Source organism: Pseudomonas sp. P4_C4 (assembly GCF_056402055.1).
This window is the reverse complement of record NZ_JBFUID010000057.1, coordinates 21,881-41,072: the sequence shown is the minus strand read 5'-3', so window position 1 is coordinate 41,072 and position 19,192 is coordinate 21,881. Positions and strand designations below refer to the sequence as shown.

At 58.8% G+C, this 19,192-nt stretch carries 22 protein-coding genes; 7 read left to right on the top strand and 15 right to left on the bottom strand.

Annotation, left to right across the window (positions count from 1 at the left end; all coding sequences use genetic code 11):
• Window positions 1-88 precede the first annotated feature (88 nt).
• Window positions 89-523, bottom strand: a complete 435-nt coding sequence (locus AC1DXW_RS24725; protein WP_477755778.1) for a multidrug/biocide efflux PACE transporter — start codon at window positions 521-523, stop codon at window positions 89-91.
• A 90-nt stretch (window positions 524-613) separates the two neighbouring features.
• Here AC1DXW_RS24725 and AC1DXW_RS24720 point away from each other — a divergent pair, with 90 nt between their 5' ends.
• Window positions 614-1,468: a LysR family transcriptional regulator gene (locus AC1DXW_RS24720; RefSeq protein WP_477755779.1), complete on the top strand. Its 855-nt coding sequence runs from the start codon at window positions 614-616 to the stop codon at window positions 1,466-1,468.
• Between the two features lie 139 nt (window positions 1,469-1,607).
• Here the strand turns inward: AC1DXW_RS24720 and AC1DXW_RS24715 are convergent, their stop codons facing one another.
• From AC1DXW_RS24715 to AC1DXW_RS24705, 3 genes are all read right to left on the bottom strand, one after another.
• Window positions 1,608-2,843: an RNA polymerase sigma factor gene (locus AC1DXW_RS24715; RefSeq protein ID WP_477755780.1), complete on the bottom strand. Its 1,236-nt coding sequence runs from the start codon at window positions 2,841-2,843 to the stop codon at window positions 1,608-1,610.
• 1 nt (window position 2,844) lies between these two features.
• The gene (locus AC1DXW_RS24710; protein WP_477755781.1) at window positions 2,845-3,189 is read right to left on the bottom strand and encodes a YciI family protein; all 345 of its coding nucleotides are present in this window, start codon (window positions 3,187-3,189) and stop codon (window positions 2,845-2,847) included.
• 72 nt (window positions 3,190-3,261) lie between these two features.
• Complete coding sequence (locus AC1DXW_RS24705) at window positions 3,262-3,687, bottom strand: YybH family protein (protein WP_477755782.1); 426 nt, start codon at window positions 3,685-3,687, stop codon at window positions 3,262-3,264.
• Between the two features lie 141 nt (window positions 3,688-3,828).
• On the opposite strand from AC1DXW_RS24705, the gene AC1DXW_RS24700 reads away from it, so the two are divergent.
• Complete coding sequence (locus tag AC1DXW_RS24700; RefSeq protein ID WP_477755783.1) at window positions 3,829-4,314, top strand: GNAT family N-acetyltransferase; 486 nt, start codon at window positions 3,829-3,831, stop codon at window positions 4,312-4,314.
• Window positions 4,315-4,452: 138 nt separating this feature from the next.
• Here AC1DXW_RS24700 and AC1DXW_RS24695 read toward each other — a convergent pair whose 3' ends face one another.
• The 3 genes from AC1DXW_RS24695 to AC1DXW_RS24685 all read right to left on the bottom strand — a co-directional run bounded on the left by AC1DXW_RS24695 (window position 4,453) and on the right by AC1DXW_RS24685 (window position 6,255).
• On the bottom strand, window positions 4,453-4,941 hold the full coding sequence (locus tag AC1DXW_RS24695) for a GNAT family N-acetyltransferase (RefSeq protein WP_057399032.1): 489 nt from the start codon (window positions 4,939-4,941) through the stop codon (window positions 4,453-4,455).
• 98 nt (window positions 4,942-5,039) lie between these two features.
• A complete protein-coding gene (locus tag AC1DXW_RS24690; RefSeq protein WP_477755784.1) occupies window positions 5,040-5,525 on the bottom strand; it encodes a GyrI-like domain-containing protein in 486 nt (161 codons plus the stop codon).
• 67 nt (window positions 5,526-5,592) lie between these two features.
• Window positions 5,593-6,255 carry a LysE family translocator gene (locus AC1DXW_RS24685; RefSeq protein WP_477755785.1) on the bottom strand — a complete coding sequence of 221 codons (663 nt, stop codon included), beginning with the start codon at window positions 6,253-6,255 and terminating at the stop codon, window positions 5,593-5,595.
• A 139-nt stretch (window positions 6,256-6,394) separates the two neighbouring features.
• On the opposite strand from AC1DXW_RS24685, the gene alaC reads away from it, so the two are divergent.
• Window positions 6,395-7,612: an alanine transaminase gene (gene alaC / locus AC1DXW_RS24680; RefSeq protein WP_477755786.1), complete on the top strand. Its 1,218-nt coding sequence runs from the start codon at window positions 6,395-6,397 to the stop codon at window positions 7,610-7,612.
• Window positions 7,613-7,792: 180 nt separating this feature from the next.
• On the opposite strand, the gene AC1DXW_RS24675 is transcribed toward alaC, so the two are convergent.
• Window positions 7,793-9,145 carry a GntP family permease gene (locus tag AC1DXW_RS24675; protein WP_223459392.1) on the bottom strand — a complete coding sequence of 451 codons (1,353 nt, stop codon included), beginning with the start codon at window positions 9,143-9,145 and terminating at the stop codon, window positions 7,793-7,795.
• Between the two features lie 81 nt (window positions 9,146-9,226).
• Window positions 9,227-9,760, bottom strand: coding sequence for a gluconokinase (locus AC1DXW_RS24670; protein ID WP_477755928.1), 534 nt, complete (start codon window positions 9,758-9,760; stop codon window positions 9,227-9,229).
• A 215-nt stretch (window positions 9,761-9,975) separates the two neighbouring features.
• Between AC1DXW_RS24670 and gntR the strand changes: the two genes are divergently transcribed.
• On the top strand, window positions 9,976-11,007 hold the full coding sequence (gene gntR / locus AC1DXW_RS24665; protein ID WP_477755929.1) for an HTH-type transcriptional regulator GntR: 1,032 nt from the start codon (window positions 9,976-9,978) through the stop codon (window positions 11,005-11,007).
• A gap of 21 nt (window positions 11,008-11,028) precedes the next feature.
• On the opposite strand, the gene AC1DXW_RS24660 is transcribed toward gntR, so the two are convergent.
• Together AC1DXW_RS24660 and AC1DXW_RS24655 are read right to left on the bottom strand one after the other, a co-directional pair.
• Complete coding sequence (locus tag AC1DXW_RS24660; protein WP_477755930.1) at window positions 11,029-12,324, bottom strand: SLC13 family permease; 1,296 nt, start codon at window positions 12,322-12,324, stop codon at window positions 11,029-11,031.
• Window positions 12,325-12,402: 78 nt separating this feature from the next.
• Window positions 12,403-13,329 (bottom strand): isocitrate lyase/PEP mutase family protein, encoded by a 927-nt coding sequence (locus tag AC1DXW_RS24655; protein ID WP_477755931.1) that lies wholly within the window; start codon window positions 13,327-13,329, stop codon window positions 12,403-12,405.
• 64 nt (window positions 13,330-13,393) lie between these two features.
• Here AC1DXW_RS24655 and AC1DXW_RS24650 point away from each other — a divergent pair, with 64 nt between their 5' ends.
• Complete coding sequence (locus AC1DXW_RS24650; RefSeq protein ID WP_477755932.1) at window positions 13,394-14,281, top strand: LysR family transcriptional regulator; 888 nt, start codon at window positions 13,394-13,396, stop codon at window positions 14,279-14,281.
• A 162-nt stretch (window positions 14,282-14,443) separates the two neighbouring features.
• Here the strand turns inward: AC1DXW_RS24650 and AC1DXW_RS24645 are convergent, their stop codons facing one another.
• Entirely contained in the window at window positions 14,444-14,692 is a 249-nt protein-coding gene (locus tag AC1DXW_RS24645) for a DUF6124 family protein (RefSeq protein ID WP_477755933.1), read from the bottom strand.
• Window positions 14,693-15,091: 399 nt separating this feature from the next.
• Between AC1DXW_RS24645 and AC1DXW_RS24640 the strand changes: the two genes are divergently transcribed.
• On the top strand, window positions 15,092-15,727 hold the full coding sequence (locus AC1DXW_RS24640; RefSeq protein ID WP_477755082.1) for a glutathione S-transferase family protein: 636 nt from the start codon (window positions 15,092-15,094) through the stop codon (window positions 15,725-15,727).
• A 112-nt stretch (window positions 15,728-15,839) separates the two neighbouring features.
• On the opposite strand, the gene AC1DXW_RS24635 is transcribed toward AC1DXW_RS24640, so the two are convergent.
• Window positions 15,840-16,712 (bottom strand): LysR family transcriptional regulator, encoded by an 873-nt coding sequence (locus tag AC1DXW_RS24635; RefSeq protein WP_477760566.1) that lies wholly within the window; start codon window positions 16,710-16,712, stop codon window positions 15,840-15,842.
• A gap of 99 nt (window positions 16,713-16,811) precedes the next feature.
• Between AC1DXW_RS24635 and gstA the strand changes: the two genes are divergently transcribed.
• The gene (gene gstA / locus AC1DXW_RS24630; protein ID WP_477760565.1) at window positions 16,812-17,414 is read left to right on the top strand and encodes a glutathione transferase GstA; all 603 of its coding nucleotides are present in this window, start codon (window positions 16,812-16,814) and stop codon (window positions 17,412-17,414) included.
• A gap of 143 nt (window positions 17,415-17,557) precedes the next feature.
• Here gstA and AC1DXW_RS24625 read toward each other — a convergent pair whose 3' ends face one another.
• Together AC1DXW_RS24625 and AC1DXW_RS24620 are read right to left on the bottom strand one after the other, a co-directional pair.
• Entirely contained in the window at window positions 17,558-18,571 is a 1,014-nt protein-coding gene (locus AC1DXW_RS24625; RefSeq protein ID WP_477756603.1) for an ABC transporter substrate-binding protein, read from the bottom strand.
• Window positions 18,568-19,116: a sigma-70 family RNA polymerase sigma factor gene (locus tag AC1DXW_RS24620; protein ID WP_477756602.1), complete on the bottom strand. Its 549-nt coding sequence runs from the start codon at window positions 19,114-19,116 to the stop codon at window positions 18,568-18,570. Before AC1DXW_RS24620 ends, AC1DXW_RS24625 begins: the two co-directional genes overlap by 4 nt.
• Between the last annotated feature and the right edge of the window lie 76 nt (window positions 19,117-19,192).

Sequence of the window (19,192 nt, the reverse complement as noted above, 5' to 3'; positions counted from 1 at the left end):
GACTGACACGCCGCCATCGCGAGCAAGCTCGCTCCCACAAGGGCAGGTCTCAGACCTCTGACCCGCCCCCTCGCCCCAAAAACACGACTCAGCAAACCTCACGAGTCACCAGCATCCGCTCGCGAACCACGTCATACACCCAGTGGTAGACGTAGGTGTACGGCAGGAAGAACAGCAACACACCGATATCCAGCAGGAACGCCTGCCACAGGCTGACATTCAGCCACCAGGCGATCAGCGGTACGCCAAGAGCAACCAGACCGCCTTCGAACAACAGTGCATGCACCACACGGACCCAGGCGTTGTGTGCGATGGCGAGGCGCTTGAGCACCCGATCGAACATACCGTTGAAGACCACGTTCCAGGCCAGGGCCAGGCCGGCGATGAGGACGGTGACCATGCCCATTTCCAGCATCGGTTTGTTCATGATCCAGGCCAGCAACGGGGTACAGATCAGGATGGCCAGCAGTTCGAAGCCGATGGCCTGGAAAATACGTTCAGTAATGGACTTGTTGGCGCTCATGGCCGAACTCCCTTGAGTGACTGTGGTTGCCATGATCTGTCACCACACCGATACTTCATAACCAATAACCATCGATCAAGGCGATAGTTCATGGCTTCTCACGAAGTGTTGCTGGCGTTTGTCGAAGCGGCGACCCAGGGCTCATTCTCTGCCGCGGCACGCAAGCTGGGCCGCAGTCAGTCGACCATCAGCGCCGCAGTGGCCAGCCTGGAAATCGACCTGAATCTGACGCTGTTCGACCGCAGCAGCCGTAAGCCCGGACTGACCCCGGCCGGGCACGTCATGCTGCAACGGGCCGAAGACATCCTGACCGCCACCAGTCGCCTGGAAATGACCGCCAGCCAACTGTCCCAAGGGGTGGAGCCGAAGTTGACGGTGGCGCTGTCCGATACCTATCAGTCGGACCGTTTCGAAACCGCCCTCAGCGCCTTCGAGCAGCGTTACCCGGACCTGGAGCTCGAATGCCTGATCGCCGAATGCGATGACCTGGTGTCCTTGGTCCAAAGCGGCCGGGCGCAGATTGCCTTTGCCGAAATGCAGGACAGCTACCCGCCGGACCTGGTCAGCTCGACGGTGGACGAGCGCACGGAGATCGCCTTGTTCGTGTCCCCGGCACACCCGTTGGCCACGCTGGACTACATCGACCGGGACGTGCTGCAGCAGCACCGCGAGTTGCGCCTGGCCACCATCATCAATCCCTATGAAAGTCGGGCGAAAGGCCGCGTCTGGTCGGCGCCGAGTTATCTGATGCTGCTGGAAATGGCCCAGGGCGGATTCGGCTGGGCACCGTTGCCCCGCTGGCTGGTCGAGCGGTTCGGGCCTGGCACGTTGCAGGAACTGGTGGTGCGCGGCTGGCCGAAAACGGTGTCGGTGGATGCTTTGTGGTCGCGGCTGAATCCGCCGGGGCCGGCGGGGAGCTGGTTGCTGGGCAAGATGCTGGAGTGAAGGTCCTTCGGCCCTTATCGTCGGAACGCCGCCCGGAGCAAGCTCGCTCCCACAGGTTATTGTGTCGGTCATAAAACTTGTGTGCACCACTCTCCCCTGTGGGAGCGAGCTTGCTCGCGATGAGGCCAGAACGGACACATCAATCCAACGCCTTGAGCCGCTCTTCGATAAACCGCCGCTCCGGCTCTTGCCGGGTCAACGCCAGCGCCCGTTCCCACGCCGCCCGCGCCTCCTGCTTGCGACCCAGTTGCCGACAAAACTCTGCCCGCGCCGAATGCGCCAGGTGGTAGTCGAGCAGATCTCCCCGATCCAGAATGGCGTCCACCAACGTCAGCCCCGCCAGCGGACCATCTCGTTGCGAAATAGCCGCCGCCCGATTCAACTCGATCACCGGCGACGGCACCGCCCGCAGCAGCACGTCATACAGACCGACAATCTGCGGCCAATCGGTTTCCCCCGCCGTCGGAGCTTCGGCGTGCACCGCCGCGATGGCCGCTTGCAGGCAATAGGGTCCGAATCGTCCCATGGTCAGTGCCTGTTCGATCAGCGTGCAGCCTTCAGTGATCAACCCGGCGTCCCACAGCGAACGGTCCTGCTCGTCCAGCACAATCAGCTCGCCGCTCGCCGAGGTCCTGGCCGGGCGGCGCGACTCGTGCAACAGCATCAGCGCCAGCAAGCCCATTACCTCCGGCTCCGGCAGCAGTTCCACCAGCAACCGACCGAGACGGATCGCTTCTCGGGTCAGATCCTCGCGGATCAGTTCGGCTCCGATGGACGCCGAATAACCCTCGTTGAACACCAGGTAAATCACCCGCAATACGCTGTCCAGACGCTCAGGCAACTCAGCCAGCGTCGGCACTTGATAAGGGATTTTCGCATCACGGATCTTCGCCTTGGCGCGCACGATGCGCTGGGCGATAGTGGCCGGGGCCGAGAGAAAGGCCCGGGCGATTTCTTCCGTGGTCAGGTCGCAGACTTCCCGCAGCGTCAGCGGCACTTGCGCGTCCGCCGCCAGGGCCGGGTGGCAGCAGGTGAAGATCAGCCGCAGGCGATCGTCTTCCACGTCTTCATCACTCCAGTCTGCCTGTTCCAGCGCCTCCAGTTGCGCGATCAACAAGGGCTGCGAGGCGGCAAAACGCGCGCGCCGACGCAAGGCATCGATGGCCTTGAAACGCCCGGTGGACACCAGCCAGGCCCGCGGATTGTCCGGCACACCGTCACGCTGCCAGCGTTCGACCGCGACGAAAAACGCCTCGTGCAAGGCCTCTTCGGCGAGGTCGAAATCCCCCAGCAAGCGAATCAGGGTCGCAAGAATGCGCCGCGACTCTTCGCGATAGACCCGCTCGACCTGCGCCTGAACCGGCAGCCCCGGCATCTTAAGCGTTCAACTGCCGAACGGGGCGCACTTCGACACTGCCGACCCGGGCCGCCGGAATGTTGCCCGCAACCTGAATGGCTTCGTTGAGGTCCCTGGCATCGATCAGGTAGAAGCCGGCCAACTGCTCCTTGGTTTCGGCGAACGGGCCGTCGGTGATCGACATCTTGCCGTTGCGCATGCGTACCGTGGTGGCGGTCTGCACCGATTCCAGGGCCTCGGCGGCGACCATCCGGCCACTGCCCTGGATCGACTCGGCATAGGCCATGCACTCTTCGTCCTTCGGGCTTTCCGGTAGCGAATGCAGCAGGTGCTCGTCGCTGTAGACCAGGCATAAGTACTTCATCACGCTCTCCTTATCGAACCGATCAACTATGGCCGCAGATCGGCAATCTGGCACGGCTTGCCGATGAAAACCTCAGGGCTTGAGGTCGAACAGCGTCGCACCGGTCTGCATGTCGAAAGGCGCCGACCAGTGTTCATGGACGATCTGCCACAGCCCGGCGTCCTGCCGATAGCAAGCCGTGACGCGCATCCAGCAGGCCTGGGTTTCGCCCTTCTCGTTGGTGCCGCCGCAATGGGCCAGCCAGTGGGCGAATGCGACGTTCTCGGACGACTCGATGCTGATCTCCTCGAACTCGAAGGTGTGCGGGCCCGCGCACATCTCCATACACGCTTGCCAATGTGCGCGGTAGGCAGGCTTGCCCTTGAATTGCAGGGCCTTGACCGCATCGAAGGAGACGATGTCATCGGCATAAAGGGCCATGACTTTTTCAATGTCCTTGGCCATGACCGCCTGACGATAGTTCTCGATGAGGTTCTGGATCTGGGTTTGCGAGTTCATGGTGGTTCTCCGTGGTTTTTATAGTGAAGACACCCATAGTCGTCTGGCGATCCGGCAAATCGACAGACGAAATAAAAATAAACCATAAAGCCAAACTCGCTAGAATCCGAGGTTCTTTCCCGTTGGAAAAAGGACACTCCAGTGACAGCCCGACTCGTGCCTTATGAAAGCCTGAATGCACTGCAACGCCAACAGGTCGAGGCCATTGAAGTGCATTCGGAACAGATCAGATTCTCGGGTGACATCCACGGCGCATTGCACACCTTGTTGTCCAAGCCCGGACCCGGCGTCAAGGGATTTACCCTGCTGGCCGAAGACGTTCCCGTCGCGTTCCTGCTGCTCAAGCGCCCGCCGGTGTTGCCGGCCTGGGCCGATGAGCACAGCGCCACGCTGCATGCGCTACAGGTCGATCAGCGCGCCCAGGGCAAGGGCTACGGCAAGGCCTGCCTGCAAGCGCTGCCTGAGGCGGCACGCCTGGCCTGGCCGGAAATCAGGGGGCTGGAGTTGTCGGTGGATGCCGACAATGAGGCTGCCATCGCCCTGTACGCCAGGTTTGGCTTTGTCGACAGCGGCGAGGCGTACAAGGGGCGGATCGGTTATGAGCGGCGGATGGGGTTGGTGTTTTGAACACGGCCCCCACCTGCACCACAAAACTACTGTGGGAGCGAGCTTGCTCGCGATAGCGGATGGTCAGTCGACATCAGTGTTGAATGTTACGCCGCAATCGCGAGCAAGCTCGCTCCCACAGGGGATCTTCAGTGTGGCTTACAACTCCAGCACCATCTCATGCCACGCCATGCCGCCATGGTCCGAGGCCGACGGTTTGACGTAGGCAAAACCGAACCCGGCATACAACGGAATATGCCGTTCCTTGCACATCAGGTTGATGCTGACCTTGCCCATCGCGCGCATGCGCTCGATGAACTCACCCATCAGGCGCTTGGCCAGGCCCTGCCCCTGATAATCCGGGTGCACTACCACCGACATGATCACCACATGCGGCCCGGCCGGGTCGTGGCCGATCAGTTCCTTGAACGCCTCGTCCGACATTTCCACCTGGAACGCCGCACCGGAGTTGATGAAACCGGCGACTGCCCCGTCCACTTCAGCAACGATAAAACCCTCGGGCCAGGTGGCGATGCGGGTGGCGATCTTCTCGCGGGTCGCGGCTTCGTCACCTTCATAGGCAAGGGTTTCGATGGCAAAGCAGCGGTCCAGATCGGCGGGGGTGACGTTGCGGATGACGGTGTTCATGGCAGCTCGGAATCAGCGTGGGAAAGGCTGGGGATGATAAATCAGCCGCCGTGGGACATCGAGAGACGAATCGGCTGATCCGCCTCTCGCTGCAGGTGTCACGCCTTGATTGGCAGCCAGATTTCCAGCTTTCCGGTGTTGAGCCTGGGGTTGAAGTCTTCGCTGTAGCGCTCGAATTCCGGGGCAGCCAGCAACTCATGCCCGGACTGTGGCAACCACGTGCCATGGATGTATTGGAAGGTTTGCGGCAATGTGGCCAGCGGTCCTTGATGTTCGAACACGACGTACTGCTGGGGCTGAATCTCTACCCAACGATACTTGTCCGGCAAATCGTCGAGTTTGCTGATCTCGACCCCCGCGATGTAATCGAAGCCGCCCTTGCCGTCGAAATTGCAGCAGACGCCGTAAGTCACTTCGTCTTTTTGCCCCGGAATGTTCCCAATGTGGGGCTCGAGTTTTTCCCAGAGATCTGGAATGTCTTTAGTGGTCTCTTGGGTAAATCGTTCGCGAAGCCCTGCGATCAGCAGGAAGTGTCCGTGTTCAAAGCGTGGTTCCGTCACTTCGACGCGTGTTTGCTCATCCATGGCTCGACTCCTGAAACGAAAAAATGGGTTCGGCTGGGAGTATAGAAGCCAAACCCGATTCGCCCAATTACAGTGCGTGCAATTGCTCGACGGCAGCGGCGCCAACGAACTCGTTATAGCCAGATAGAATCACGTAGACCGCGAAATAGCAGAAGATCGCCGCCGATGCCATGTAGGAGTAACGCAGCAATTTGTCGCCGAGCAACTTGCCGCCGTGGCTCGCGGCAAAGCACAGCCCGACACACCAGAGAATCCCCGCGCAGAGAAAGCCGCCGAGAAACAGCGCGGAACTGAGGGCGCCACCGCCACCGGAACGGGCGATCAGCGTACCGCCCACAGCGGCGAACCAGAGAATCGCACTGGGCGACGACATGGCCAGGAAAATCCCGCGAAAGAACTCCTTGCGATGGGAGTTGTGGCCCACCTCGGCGGTCTCGGCCAACAGCGCCTCATGGTGAATCGCCGAATAGATCATCTTCGCCGCGAAATACACCAGCAGCGCCGAGCCACCGATCCACAGCACCCAGCGCACGGTTTCGTATTGCAGCAACACGGTCATGCCGGTCAGCGCCAGCACCGCGTAGATCAGGTCGCCGACGCAGGTCCCGAGGCCCAGGGCAAAGCCCTGGAAGTAGCCGCGCTGCATGGCCAGGGTGATCATCGCGATGTTGGCCACGCCGATATCCAGGCACAGCGAGAGGCTCAGCAAGAAGCCGCTGGTAAATTCCATCGAACCTTTTCCTTCGGACAAATTTTTTTACATTGAGGCTGGACAGTCTGCCACAGCTGCCCTTACATTCCGCCACAGGTCACCGCAGTGACCAGCGTCGCTCGGACGGTTCCGGGCGCTTACGTTATCCGAGGCAACAATGGCCGAACAAGGTTCGCCGCGCCGCTTTGCGCGCATAGATCGACTCCCCCCTTACGTTTTCAACATCACTGCCGAGCTGAAGATGGCCGCCCGTCGTCGTGGCGAAGACATCATCGACTTGAGCATGGGTAACCCCGACGGCGCCACGCCGCCGCACATTGTCGAAAAACTCGTCACGGTGGCCCAGCGCGAAGACACCCACGGTTACTCCACCTCCAAGGGTATTCCGCGCCTGCGCCGGGCGATTTCCAACTGGTACAAGGACCGCTACGAGGTCGACATCGACCCGGAAAGCGAAGCCATCGTCACCATTGGTTCCAAGGAAGGCCTGGCGCACTTGATGCTGGCGACCCTGGATCAGGGCGACACCGTACTGGTGCCGAACCCGAGCTACCCGATTCACATCTACGGCGCGGTGATTGCCGGCGCCCAGGTGCGTTCGGTGCCGCTGGTGCCGGGGGTGGATTTCTTCGCTGAACTGGAACGGGCGATTCGCGGCTCGATTCCGAAACCAAAGATGATGATCCTCGGTTTCCCGTCCAACCCCACCGCGCAGTGTGTGGAACTGGATTTCTTCGAACGGGTCATTGCCCTCGCCAAGCAGTACGACGTGCTGGTGGTGCACGACCTGGCCTACGCCGACATCGTCTACGACGGCTGGAAAGCCCCGTCGATCATGCAAGTGCCAGGGGCCAAGGACATTGCGGTGGAATTTTTCACCCTGTCCAAGAGCTACAACATGGCCGGCTGGCGCATTGGCTTCATGGTCGGCAACCCGGAACTGGTCAACGCCCTGGCGCGGATCAAGAGCTACCACGACTACGGCACCTTCACCCCGCTGCAAGTGGCGGCGATTGCCGCGCTGGAAGGCGATCAGCAATGCGTGCGCGACATCGCCGAGCAGTACCGGCAGCGACGCAATGTGCTGGTCAAGGGCCTGCATGAACTGGGCTGGATGGTGGAAAACCCGAAAGCCTCGATGTACGTCTGGGCGAAGATTCCCGAGGCTTATGCGCACCTGGGCTCGCTGGAGTTTGCCAAGAAACTGCTGTCCGAGGCCAAGGTGTGTGTCTCGCCGGGCGTCGGGTTTGGCGAGTATGGCGATGATCACGTGCGCTTTGCCCTGATCGAAAACCAGGATCGGATTCGCCAGGCCGTACGCGGGATTCGCGGGATGTTCCGGGCGGATGGGTTAGTCGCCAAATCCAACGTCTGACACAAAAACCTGTGGGAGCGAGCTTGCTCGCGATAGCGGTGTTTCAGTCGCCATTAAAGTTGACTGATACGACGCCATCGCGAGCAAGCTCGCTCCCACAGTGGATTTATGTACAACCTGAAAATCGATCACCCACAAAAAAACCGCATCGCTGCGGTTTTTTTGTGTCTGTCGAATCGCTTAAACGAACAGCGACAACAACAGGATAAAGCCCAGGCCGACCACGGAGAGGATGGTCTCCATCGCCGTCCAGGTCTTGAAGGTTTCCGCCACGGTCATGTTGAAGTACTGCTTCACCAGCCAGAAACCGGCGTCGTTGACGTGGGACAGGATCAACGAACCTGCACCAGTGGCCAGCACCAGCAACTCACGGTTCACACCCGGAATCATCCCCACCACCGGCACTACGATACCGGCACCGGTAATGGTCGCCACGGTCGCCGAACCGGTCGCGATACGAATCACCGCTGCCACCAGCCAGGCCAGCAGGATCGGCGAGATCTGTGCAGCCACCGCCATGTGACCGATCACATCACCCACACCGCTGGTTACCAGCATCTGCTTGAAGCCACCACCGGCACCGATGATCAGGATGATCGCGGCGGTCGGCGCAAGGCTCGCGTCCAGCCATTTGAGCATCTGTTGCGAACCAATGCCCTGCTTGTAGCCGAAGGTGTACAGCGACAGCAGCAACGCCAGCAGGAGGGCCGAGATCGGGTGACCGATCAGGTCCATGAAGGTGCGGAAGAAGTTGCCGTCCGGCAGCACCACATCGGCAAAGGTCTTGAGCAACATCAGGAACACGGGCGACAGCACAGTGATCAGGGTAATGCCGAAGCTAGGCAGATCGCCTGCATTCTCATCGCGCACCAGTTGATCCACCAGTTCCTGATTCGGATGACCAGGAATGTGCTTGGCAATGAACGTACCGAAGATCGGGCCAGCGATGATGGCAGTCGGCAACGCAACGATCAGGCCGTACAGAATGGTTTTGCCGATGTCGGCACCGAACACACCGATGGCCAGCAGCGGACCCGGGTGCGGCGGCACCAGGCCGTGCACGGCGGACAGACCGGCCAGCAACGGGATACCGATCTTGATGATCGACACGCCAGTGCGGCGGGCCACGATGAACACCAATGGGATCAGCAGCACGAAGCCGATCTCGAAGAACAGCGGAATACCGACCAGGAACGCAGCGAACATCATCGCCCACTGCACCTTGTCCTTGCCGAAGGCGCGGATCAGCGTCTGCGCAATCTGATCCGCACCGCCCGATTCGGCCATCATTTTGCCGAGCATCGTGCCCAGCGCGAGGATGATGCCGACAAAGCCAAGCACGCCACCGAAGCCGTCCTGGAACGCCTTGATGATGGTGCCGATCGGCATGCCGGAGGTCAGCCCGAGGAAAGCTGCGGCGATGATCAGGGCAATGAAGGGGTGCAATTTGAACTTGGTGATCAGGACGATAAGCCCGATCACCGTGACCACTGCATCGAGCAGCAGGAACGTCTCGTGGGACATGCCAAACATTGGGGGTGTCTCCTGGTTGTTGTTGTTATTAAAGCGGGTTGATCAGAAGTCGTGAGGACAGCGCTGTCTTTGCAAACACAGTCATACCGCCTGTTTCAGGCCGTTCGCCTGCCACCAGGCATGAGCCTGCGCCGCCAGTTGCTCGACGCTATGGGTCGAAGCATCCAGCGCCAGGGTCAACGGCTCGCCGACGGGCGATTCGAGGGTGGCGAACTGGCTGTCGATCAGGGTCGACGGCATGAAATGGCCTGGCCGATGGGAGACGCGGTCGGTGGCCACTTCGGGGGTCAGTTCAAGGAAAACGAAGCCCAGGCCCGGCAAGGCACTGCGCAAACGTTCGCGATAGATGTGTTTGAGCGCCGAACACGTCAGCACCGGGCGCTGGCCCTTGGCGTCGACACGGCGCAGTTCATCGCACAGGCTGTCGAGCCAGCCGGCGCGGTCTTCATCGTTCAGGGGGATCCCCGCGCTCATCTTTTCGATATTGGCGGCAGGGTGGAAAGAGTCGCCTTCAATGGCCGTGGCGCCGCTCAAATGGCACAGGGCCTCGCTGACGCACGTCTTGCCGCAACCGGCAACGCCCATGATGACCAGGGCGGTGATGGGATGATTCATGTAACACCTCAGCGCGCAGACAGCGCTACCTTTGCCAGTTATGACACTAGATCAAAAGCAGAAGTTGCCGACGCCTTTCTTGTCATTTTATGGGTTGCAGCAGGTTAGGTCCCGACACCAAAAAGCGAGGATCAGGCGAACCCTCGCTCACGCATTTGCAGCTGCATCGAGACAGCGCTACCTTAGTGCCTTGAATTTTGTTTGGCAAGCCGTCGATGAACACAACCAAGAACGATAAAAATACCCGCACCACTGGCCGCCCTACCCTGAACGAAGTTGCCCGACTGGCCGGCGTCAGCCCGATCACCGCCTCCCGCGCCTTGCGGGGCGTCAGCACCGTGGCCACCGAGTTGGTGGAAAAAGTGCAGAAAGCGGCGCTGGAACTCAACTATGTGGTCAACCCTGCCGCCCGCGCCCTGGCCTCGGCCCAGAGCCAATCGGTGGTGGTGTTGGTGCCGTCGTTGTCCAACCTTTTGTTCATCGACACCCTGGAAGCCATTCATCAGGTTTTGCGCCCCAAGGGCTTCGAAGTGCTGATCGGCAACTTCCATTATTCGCGCGATGAAGAAGAAAACCTGCTGCGCAATTACATGGCCTATCAACCGCGCGGCTTGTTGCTGACGGGCTTCGACCGCACCGAAAGTTCGCGGCGGATGATCGAGGCCAGCAACATTCCTTGCGTGTACATGATGGAGCTGGACAGCGCGGCCGGGCTCAATTGCGTTGGCTTTTCGCAACTGGCCGCGGGCGAAACGGCGGCCGAACACTTGCTGTCTCGCGGCCGCAAACGCCTGGCCTACATCGGCGCGCAACTCGACCAGCGCACCTTGCTGCGTGGCGAAGGTTTCCGTCGCGCCCTGCAAAAGGCCGGCCTGTATGACCCGGCGCTGGAAGTGCTGACGCCCCGCCCGTCTTCGGTCGGCCTGGGCGGCGAATTGTTCTTGCAGATGATCGCCAGCCACCCGGATGTCGATGCGATCTTCTTCGGCAACGACGACTTGGCCCAGGGCGCGCTGCTCGAAGCGATGCGACACGGGATCAAGATCCCCGAGCAAGTGGCGATCCTCGGCTTCAACGATCTGCCCATGTCCGAACACATGGTCCCGCGCCTGAGCAGCATCAACACCCCACGCGAAGCCATCGGCCGCCGCGCGGCGGAACAGATGCTGACGCTGATGGCCGGCAATACCGTGGCCAAACCGGTGCAAGACATGGGGTTTGAGTTGAAGGTGCGGGAGAGTACTTAAAGACACGTTCGGCGACACGGATCACGGTAACCAACCCAGAAAGACGAACCATCCGTAATTGATGGGAACCAATGCAACATACGTAATGAATGCAAGCGCAAGACTCAATCGTAACGCTGCCATGAAAGGGATTCTTCCCATTTCAATAGCGAGAACAATCGGAGAGGCTTGGTAAGGCAGGAGCGGTGTTGAAAATCCGATGACCTGAATCATTAGAACACTAAGTAACGGCAGTCCGGATGCGGTGGCTAACGACTGTGCCAAGGGAGTAAATAACGCTGGTACTCCGTTCGCTGTAACCACAAAATTTAGCAGCGTGGAAAAACCTACGATTGAGGTGTAGCTGCCGAACGGTGAAGCCGGATCCAACGGTGCGAGGGTAAGTACTTCATTACCAATTAATGTTCCAAGTCCGCTTTGTCCTACAAGTGCGGCGAGTCCGAGGATTGCTGCGACATAGACTGCCGTCCGATGGTTTACCTCTTGACCAAACTCTTCACTGGATACAAAGCCGATTCGTGGAAGGAGGCATACGCAAGCTGCCACGAGACCGACCCATGCAGGGGAAATGCCGTGTAAGGAGTCAGTAAGCCAGAGTCCCAGAGTCATCAAAAGAAGGATACCCAACCTCTTTTCCTTAGGACTCAAAGGGCGAGCAGGTTCCACCTCTGTGCTTTTTCCCGCTTTATCTGGAAACAACCAGACGATACATGCACATAGTGCAAGCCCCTTGAGAATGCCAAGTACGGGTGCATGCAATATCAGATAAGGCAGATAGGATAACTGCAACCCGTACGTGGTATCGATGGCCCCCGCCATGACAAGATTTGGAACGTTCGCCGGCAGAATGGATGCCGAAAGCTGGAAGGTTCCAAAGCCGACAGCAAGTGAAAGACCAATACGCCCTGGACTTTTCTCCCTGAAACCCACTCGATCAGCAAGCGCCAGGACAATCGGCATCAGTAGCGCAATACGCCCCATATTGGAAGGCATAACAAAAGCGAGTGCGTAAGTGAGGCCGACAATTCCAAGTACCATTTGTGGATATGATCTGGAAAGATGAACCGCGAGCACCCTCGCACATCGAGAAGCCAATCCTGTCTTGCGGATAGCGATTCCAATGACATAGCCACTGATAACGAGCCAGAATGCGGCCGAGGTAAACCCAGAGAAAATCAAGGAAGCAGGAGCGACATGGAGGATCATCGCGGTCGCGAAGAACATAAGTGCAGTCAAGTACTCAGGAAATCTACGTGTTGCCCATAGCGCGATTGTCACAGTTACCAAACCGGCCACTGTTATGAGTTGAACATCCATATCACTTCCCTATGTTCCGCGGACTCGGTTTACATCTTGAATTTTCTCAGTTCCTGAGGTCTGACTTCATAGCTGGGTTTATAACAAGTCCAAGGCAAAATATCGGCTGGTCTGAACGATTTTTTCGCGCTCCTCGAAACTCGTCAATTGAGCTGCCATGGCGCTGCTATCCCCTGAGCGTTTGATTTCAGCCAAAACGATTTGCATCGCGTGTATTGCAGCACGCTGCATATCCGAAGGAATGATGACGAGCTGGTAGCCAAGAGAGGACAGCTCTTCAATGGGCATTAAGGGAGTCTTGCCACCGTAGAACATATTCATCAGTTTTGGCCCAGGGATGCGTCGGGCAATCGTGCGAATTTGATCCAGTGTCTCCGGGGCTTCTACGAAAATCATGTCTGCACCTGCCTTCACATACTGCTCGGCTCGGCTTAACGCAGACTCAAAACCTTCTGACGCAATTGCATCGGTACGGGCAATAATCATGCAGTCCTGATCGATCAGGGTATGGCGTGCAATTCGAATTTTCCGGCACATCTCGCTTACGTCTATTAACTTTTTGTCATCCAGATGGCCGCAGCGCTTGGGAAACGATTGATCCTCAAGGTGGAAGGCGGCGACACCGGCACGCTCAAGAGCTCGAACCGTGCGCTGAACATTGGCTGATCCCCCAAATCCCGTATCGGCGTCTGCAATCACTGGCAAGCCACTTGCTTCAACAATTTTCCCGATCCGTTCTAATACTTCGCTGAAGCTCAGTAGACCGATGTCCGGGTATCCAGCAGCACGTGCTATCGCACCACCGCTGGCATAGACCGCGTCGAAACCTGCCATGGCAACTAGCCGAGCGGATATACCGTCATAGGCGCCTGGTGCTATCACGGAAGAACCCAAGGATAGTTTTTCACGCAATTGTCGAGTTGGTTTCATATGAAATGCTCCTAATTCTCGGACCGTCAACGTTATGACCAAACCACTGGCGGTATCTTGGTCCAGAAGAAGCATGGCGCTACACAAACAAAATGTCTAATATTTAGAAAATACAGAATTGGTATCTTTGGAGTCCTAATTGGAACTCAGGCATCTACGTTATTTCGTCGTTACGGCCCAGGCGGAGAACTTCACACGAGCAGCCGAACAACTTGGGATCGCCCAACCCCCGCTTGGACAGCAAATACGTGATTTGGAGGATGAAATTGGTACGCCGCTTTTTCACCGGGTAGGACGCGGCGTCATACTCAGTGATGCTGGCAGGGTATTCCTGGTATTGGCACAAGATATTCTTGCACGTGCCGTGGACGCCCAAAAAAATGCGCGGCGCGCCGCACGAGGAGAGATCGGCTCGTTGAACCTGGGGTTCACCGAATCCGCTTCGTTCAACGATACCGTCACCGGTTTGATCAGCCGTTACCAGCGACAACACCCCAAGGTGGAGGTAAACCTTGAGGAGAACGATAGCGAATCGCTTATTTCCAGGCTCGGCCGTGGAGAAATTGACGCCGCGTTTGTCAGGCCTCCGTTTGCTATGGGCGGCGACATTGACTTCATCACCTTATCCGAAGAACCACTTATTGTTGTCCTGCCTGACGGCCACCCATTAACGTCACGCAAGCGTCTGTCGCTTGCTGATTTACGGCAGGAGAACTTCATCCTGTATTCACGCAAATCCGGTTATGGACTGAGTGCGGATATCGTGGCCGCTTGCCGGCAATCCGGGTTCAATCCGACCATCCGTCAGCAGGCACCCCAACTATCTTCCGCTGTAAACCTGGTATCTGCCGGGATGGGTATTGCGGTAGTACCCGCATCGATGCAGCGAATTCAACGCGCTGACCTGCACTACAGAGCACTTCAGCTTGATTGGCCGAAGGCGATACTTGGATTGGCCACGCGAAAATCGAATCAGTCAACCGTAGTCAAAGACCTGATCAGTTCGACGAGAATCGAAACTCCGTAGTTGACCCTCTGATACAGACCATATTATTCCCGGGCTGCAACTGCCTGCCCAAGACCCGCAGCGCGAAAAAAACATGGGGTTTAAGTTGAAGGTTCTCCAGAGCACCTGAATCAACACTGTCCATTGTGGTGAAGGAGATTGCTCCCTCACCACAGCTGCGCACTATTCCTGCGGATCGAGGTTATCCAGCACTCGATTCACCGCCAACTCGGCCAGCATGATGATCTGTGCAATCGCCAATACCGTATTGCGCTGGCTACCTTCCAGAAACGTAGCAAAGTCATTGGTCATGACGCTCGCCGATGCCAACGATTCGCAGGCGTGCGCCAACAGAGTTTCGTTATTGATGCCGGGTGAGATGGAGAACATTGGGCTGGGATTGCGTGGGGGGTTCGGCGTGGGTTTGAACATGGTGATACTCCTAGAGTGATGGAGCTGCCACGATTCGCTGCTAGACGAAAATAGGGTGGCAGCCGTGCGCGGGCTAGCAGACCAGGACTCTAGAACCCGGTAGACCTGAAGGTCTTCCCGCGCACAGCCGCCATAACATGAACTGACAGGCATAAAAAACACCTGTTCACGAGTGGTGGACGCTATGCGCCTAAAGTATCCAGGCTGCTAGACCCGATCGCTGAATTTGCAGCGACGCGGAACGATAGAGTCCGGATACCAGGCGCACAAGCCGGCGGATTCTGGCGTAGTTGTAGGCAATGACGCAATAAATCGTAGGCAGCGGAAACCTGTTGAAACGCCTTTCCTACAGACCGCTCCTACAATTACATACACGCCATTCGCGATGGAGTTGCTCAAATGGAACACACCCTGAAGATTCTCGGCAAAGCCTCGTCCATCAACGTCCGAAAAGTCCTGTGGACCTGCGAGGAACTGGGTATAACCTACGAACGCGAGGACTGGGGCAGTGGCTTCGCGTCCACCCACAGCCCCGAGTTCCTGCGCTTCAATCCCAACGCTCAGGTGCCGGTGATCATCGATGAAGCCGGCGTGTTGTGGGAATCCAATACCATCTGCCGCTATCTGGCCGGCAAACACCAACACCACCACGAGCTGCTGCCTGGCGAACCCGCGGCACGCGCCCGGGTGGAACAGTGGATGGACTGGCAAGCCACCGAGCTCAATCCATCGTGGAGTTATGCGTTCATGGCACTGGTGCGCAAGGACCCGGAGTTCCAGGACGCCCATCGCATCGACGTCGGCATCCGCGGCTGGAACCAGAAGATGGGCATCCTCGAACATCAACTCGCGACCACCAAGGCGTATGTCGCCGGACCACAGTTTACTCTCGCCGACGTTGTCATCGGTTTGTCGGTCAATCGCTGGCTGATGACGCCGATCGACCGTCCCGACTACCCCGCCGTCGATGAGTATTTCAAACGCCTGGCGCAACACCCCGGTTTCCTGAAGCATTGCTGCAACGGCTTGCCTTGAATGGCTGCAGGTTGCCGCCTGGATCGCCATACAGCTAGGCAACCTTGGGCTTACAAGGCCATTACTCAGCCAGCATTAGAGGACAAAATCGGTTCAGCGGCTTGTCGGGGGGTTACCGTCCGTCGAGCATGTCCAGCAGTGCCTGCACCGCCGCCGACGGTGGTTTGTTCGCCGCGACCACCAAGGCAAACTCGCGCTCGATCCGCGGCAACACCGGTACGACGCGCAAACCTTGCCGATTGCCCGGCAGCGTCATCTCCGGCACCAGGCTCACGCCGATGTTTTCCCTCACCAGGGTGAACGCACTGCTCCATTCACGGACCTCGACGCGCACATCCTGCAGTTGCAGCCCCGCATCGGCAGCCAGGCTTCGCGCATTGGTCGAACAACCGCCCGTGGCCAGTACAAAAGGTTGCTTCGACAATTCGTCGAGGGAGACGCCCTCTTCATGAGTTCGCCGCGCCAGCGGATGGCCCCCGGGCAATACCGCCATCCAGGCATCGCGTCCCAATGGACTGGCCTTGCGCTCGGCAGACGGATTGAGCACCACGCCGACATCCACCAGCCCCGCGCCGAGCAGGGTTTCCACTTCGTCATCGCTGACTTCCAGGGCGACTACCTCGATGCCGGGGTAAAGCCGGTTGAACTGACGCAGCAACGGCGGCAGAAAGGTCGCCAGTACCATGGGAAAACTGGCCAGGCGAATCGTCCCGCGTTCAACACCTTTTGCGGCCTCGACGGTGCTGCGAATGGCTTCCAGTGCGCCGAGCATGGTCCGTGCCTGCTCGATGACCGGCAGGCCGATGGCTGTCGGCAATGTCTGGCGGTTTTCCCGGGTGAACAATTGAACACCGAGGTTTTCCTCGATCAATGCCAGGGCCTGGCTGGCGCCTGACTGGGTCATGCCGACCCGTTCGGCGGCCCGGGTGATGTTGCCGGTGTCTGCCACGGCCACCACCATTCGCCAGTGCATCAGGTTCATCATGGCAGTAGCTTTCCTTATGGTAGTTTTCTGAAAGATTAATTTTACCGGGGGCGCCGCGCACTATGACACTGGCGTAAATCCACAACCAGAGCCTGCCCCATGAAGCTGTATTACTCCCCCCAAGCCTGCTCGCTGGCGCCGCACATTGTGTTGCGCGAACTGGAATTGCCCTTCGAATTGATCCGCGTCGATAACGCCACCAAGAAAACCGCTGCTGGCGATGATTTCCTGGCCATCAACCCCAAGGGCTACGTGGCCGCCTTGCAACTGGAGAACGGCGAAGTGCTGACCGAAGGGCCGGCAATTCTGCAATACCTGGCTGATCTGCGGCCGCAAGCAAAACTGGCCGCTGCGCAGGAGACATTCGAGCGGGTACGGTTACAGGAATGCCTGAACTTCATCTCGACGGAGATCCACGGCGGGCTCGGTTGGCTGTTCAACGCTCGATTTCCGGAAGAGGTGAAAGCGCTGATCAAGGAGAAATTGTTCAAGCGTTTGGCCGTGTTGAACCAGACGTTGGAGCGGCAGGATTACTTGATGGCGGGCGGGTTCAGCATTGTTGATGCGTACTTGTTTACGGTGCTGCGTTGGGCTCGGTTGTTCGACATTGAATTGAATGAGTGGCCGGCGCTGGCAAGGTTTCAAGCGAGGGTAGATCAGCGGCCGGCGGTGAAAGCGGCGTTGGCCGCCGAGTTGGCGTAAGGCTTGAGATCAATCGCGAGCAGGCTCGCTCCTACAGGGGATCTTGGTTGACCACGGGGTTTGTGGGCAATACAGACCTAATGTGGGAGCGAGCTTGCTCCGGGCGGCGTTCCGACGATGGCTACCTTCCAGGCGCTACAAAACTACAAACTGGCACTCACCCTGGTAGCCACCTCCCCCGGCACCCAGCCCTTCCACACCTGCGGCTGTTCACGCAAAAAAGCTTCGGCGACTTCACGGGGTTTCTGGCGCTTTTCACTCATCTGGCCCAAGGTCTGGTTCAACAGATCAATCGGCAGGTCGACCTTTTCAAAGAACGTCACCAGGTCCGGGTATTGCGCCTTGAACGGTGCCGATACGCCGATGGCCAGGCTCGCCGGCATCGAGCGCGTGCCTTTGGGGTTCGGGTTGTTGGCGTCGGCCAGGGTTTTCCAGGCTTCGGCGTCGAACGGTGGTTCGTCGAGTTTCACCAGTTTGAAACGCCCCAACAGCGGTGTCGGCGACCAGTAGTAGAAGAGCACAGGTTTGCCACGGCGGATCGACGACGCGACCTCGGCATCGAGCGCGGCACCGGACCCCGTGCGGAAGTTGACGTAGCTGGTAGTCAGCTCATAGGCCTTGAGTTTCTGGCTGTTGACGATTTCCGAGGTCCAGCCGGTCGGGCTGTTGAGGAAGCGTCCGCGGTTCGGGTCTTCGGGGTCGCGGAATACGTCCTTGTACTTCGCCAGATCAGCAACGGACTTCAGCTCCGGAGCCAATGGCTTGATGCCGCGCTCGGGATCGCCCTTGATCACGTACTCCGGCACCCACCAGCCTTCAGTGGCGCCTTTGACTGTATCGCCGAGGCCGAACACCTTGCCCTCCGCGGCAGCCTTGACCCAGGCCGGACTGCGTCCGGCCCACTCTTCACCGATGACCTGGATATCGTTTTTCGCCAGCGCCGCTTCAAGGCTGACGGTGCTGCCCGGCAGCGTGTCGGTCGGGTAGCCGTAACCTTTTTCAACGATCAGGCGCAGGATTTCGGTGATGAGGCTGCCGCTTTCCCAGGTGATATCGCCGAAGTGAATGGGCGCGGGTTTTTCCGTGGCCGATGCCGGGTGGGACAACAGGCTCAGGGCCAGCAGCGAACTGCCGAGCAGGGTTTTGATCGATCTCATGCGGACCTCTTGTTCTGGAGTGGGCTGTTCAGGAATTGATTGGCGCTGTGCCGGTCGCACAGGGCCTGGGAACGGGTCATGTAGTCGCTGACTGAACGCAGCGAGATGCCCAGCACAGCGGCGATTTGCGGATAGGTCAGGCCGTCGATTCGCGACAGCAGGAAGGTCGAGCGGACTTTGCCTGGCAGCCGCTGAAGGCTGCGATCCACACGGGCCAGGGTCTGGGACAACTGAGCCAGTGCCTCCGGCGATTCGGCGTGGACCGGCTCGGCCTGTTGCAGTTGCTGAAGGTACTGGCGCTCCAGGTCACGCCGACGCCAACGCTGATAGAGCAGGCGCCGGGCGATGGTGGTGAGCAAGGCACGGGGTTCACGGATGGCCGTCAGGCCAGGGGCCTGGAGCAATTGCACGAAGGTTTCGCAGGCAATGTCTTCGACAGCGGCGGCATCGTTCAGAGACTGACGCAGGCGCGTGCAGAGCCAGTGGTAGTGAGCACGGAACAATCCGTCCACGTGTTTGCGATGAAGAATATCGGCGCCGGACATAGGGGCTCCTGGGTTAGGGGTCGCTGAATGTCCGGTGGTCCGGTGAGGCGAATCCTAGCAAGGAGCCTTATTCATT

Coding starts and splice junctions, on each gene's coding strand:
- AC1DXW_RS24675 (WP_223459392.1), bottom strand. CDS start 9,145: ATGTTTGGCATGTCCCACGAGACGTTCCTGCTGCTCGATGCAGTGGTC.
- AC1DXW_RS24645 (WP_477755933.1), bottom strand. CDS start 14,692: ATGTTCAAACCCACGCCGAACCCCCCACGCAATCCCAGCCCAATGTTC.
- AC1DXW_RS24640 (WP_477755082.1), top strand. CDS start 15,092: ATGGAACACACCCTGAAGATTCTCGGCAAAGCCTCGTCCATCAACGTC.
- AC1DXW_RS24655 (WP_477755931.1), bottom strand. CDS start 13,329: ATGCTTCTTCTGGACCAAGATACCGCCAGTGGTTTGGTCATAACGTTG.
- AC1DXW_RS24715 (WP_477755780.1), bottom strand. CDS start 2,843: ATGCCGGGGCTGCCGGTTCAGGCGCAGGTCGAGCGGGTCTATCGCGAA.
- gstA (WP_477760565.1), top strand. CDS start 16,812: ATGAAGCTGTATTACTCCCCCCAAGCCTGCTCGCTGGCGCCGCACATT.
- AC1DXW_RS24620 (WP_477756602.1), bottom strand. CDS start 19,116: ATGTCCGGCGCCGATATTCTTCATCGCAAACACGTGGACGGATTGTTC.
- AC1DXW_RS24720 (WP_477755779.1), top strand. CDS start 614: ATGGCTTCTCACGAAGTGTTGCTGGCGTTTGTCGAAGCGGCGACCCAG.
- AC1DXW_RS24695 (WP_057399032.1), bottom strand. CDS start 4,941: ATGAACACCGTCATCCGCAACGTCACCCCCGCCGATCTGGACCGCTGC.
- alaC (WP_477755786.1), top strand. CDS start 6,395: ATGGCCGAACAAGGTTCGCCGCGCCGCTTTGCGCGCATAGATCGACTC.
- AC1DXW_RS24705 (WP_477755782.1), bottom strand. CDS start 3,687: ATGAACTCGCAAACCCAGATCCAGAACCTCATCGAGAACTATCGTCAG.
- AC1DXW_RS24690 (WP_477755784.1), bottom strand. CDS start 5,525: ATGGATGAGCAAACACGCGTCGAAGTGACGGAACCACGCTTTGAACAC.
- AC1DXW_RS24660 (WP_477755930.1), bottom strand. CDS start 12,324: ATGGATGTTCAACTCATAACAGTGGCCGGTTTGGTAACTGTGACAATC.
- AC1DXW_RS24625 (WP_477756603.1), bottom strand. CDS start 18,571: ATGAGATCGATCAAAACCCTGCTCGGCAGTTCGCTGCTGGCCCTGAGC.
- AC1DXW_RS24635 (WP_477760566.1), bottom strand. CDS start 16,712: ATGATGAACCTGATGCACTGGCGAATGGTGGTGGCCGTGGCAGACACC.
- AC1DXW_RS24710 (WP_477755781.1), bottom strand. CDS start 3,189: ATGAAGTACTTATGCCTGGTCTACAGCGACGAGCACCTGCTGCATTCG.
- AC1DXW_RS24685 (WP_477755785.1), bottom strand. CDS start 6,255: ATGGAATTTACCAGCGGCTTCTTGCTGAGCCTCTCGCTGTGCCTGGAT.
- gntR (WP_477755929.1), top strand. CDS start 9,976: ATGAACACAACCAAGAACGATAAAAATACCCGCACCACTGGCCGCCCT.
- AC1DXW_RS24670 (WP_477755928.1), bottom strand. CDS start 9,760: ATGAATCATCCCATCACCGCCCTGGTCATCATGGGCGTTGCCGGTTGC.
- AC1DXW_RS24725 (WP_477755778.1), bottom strand. CDS start 523: ATGAGCGCCAACAAGTCCATTACTGAACGTATTTTCCAGGCCATCGGC.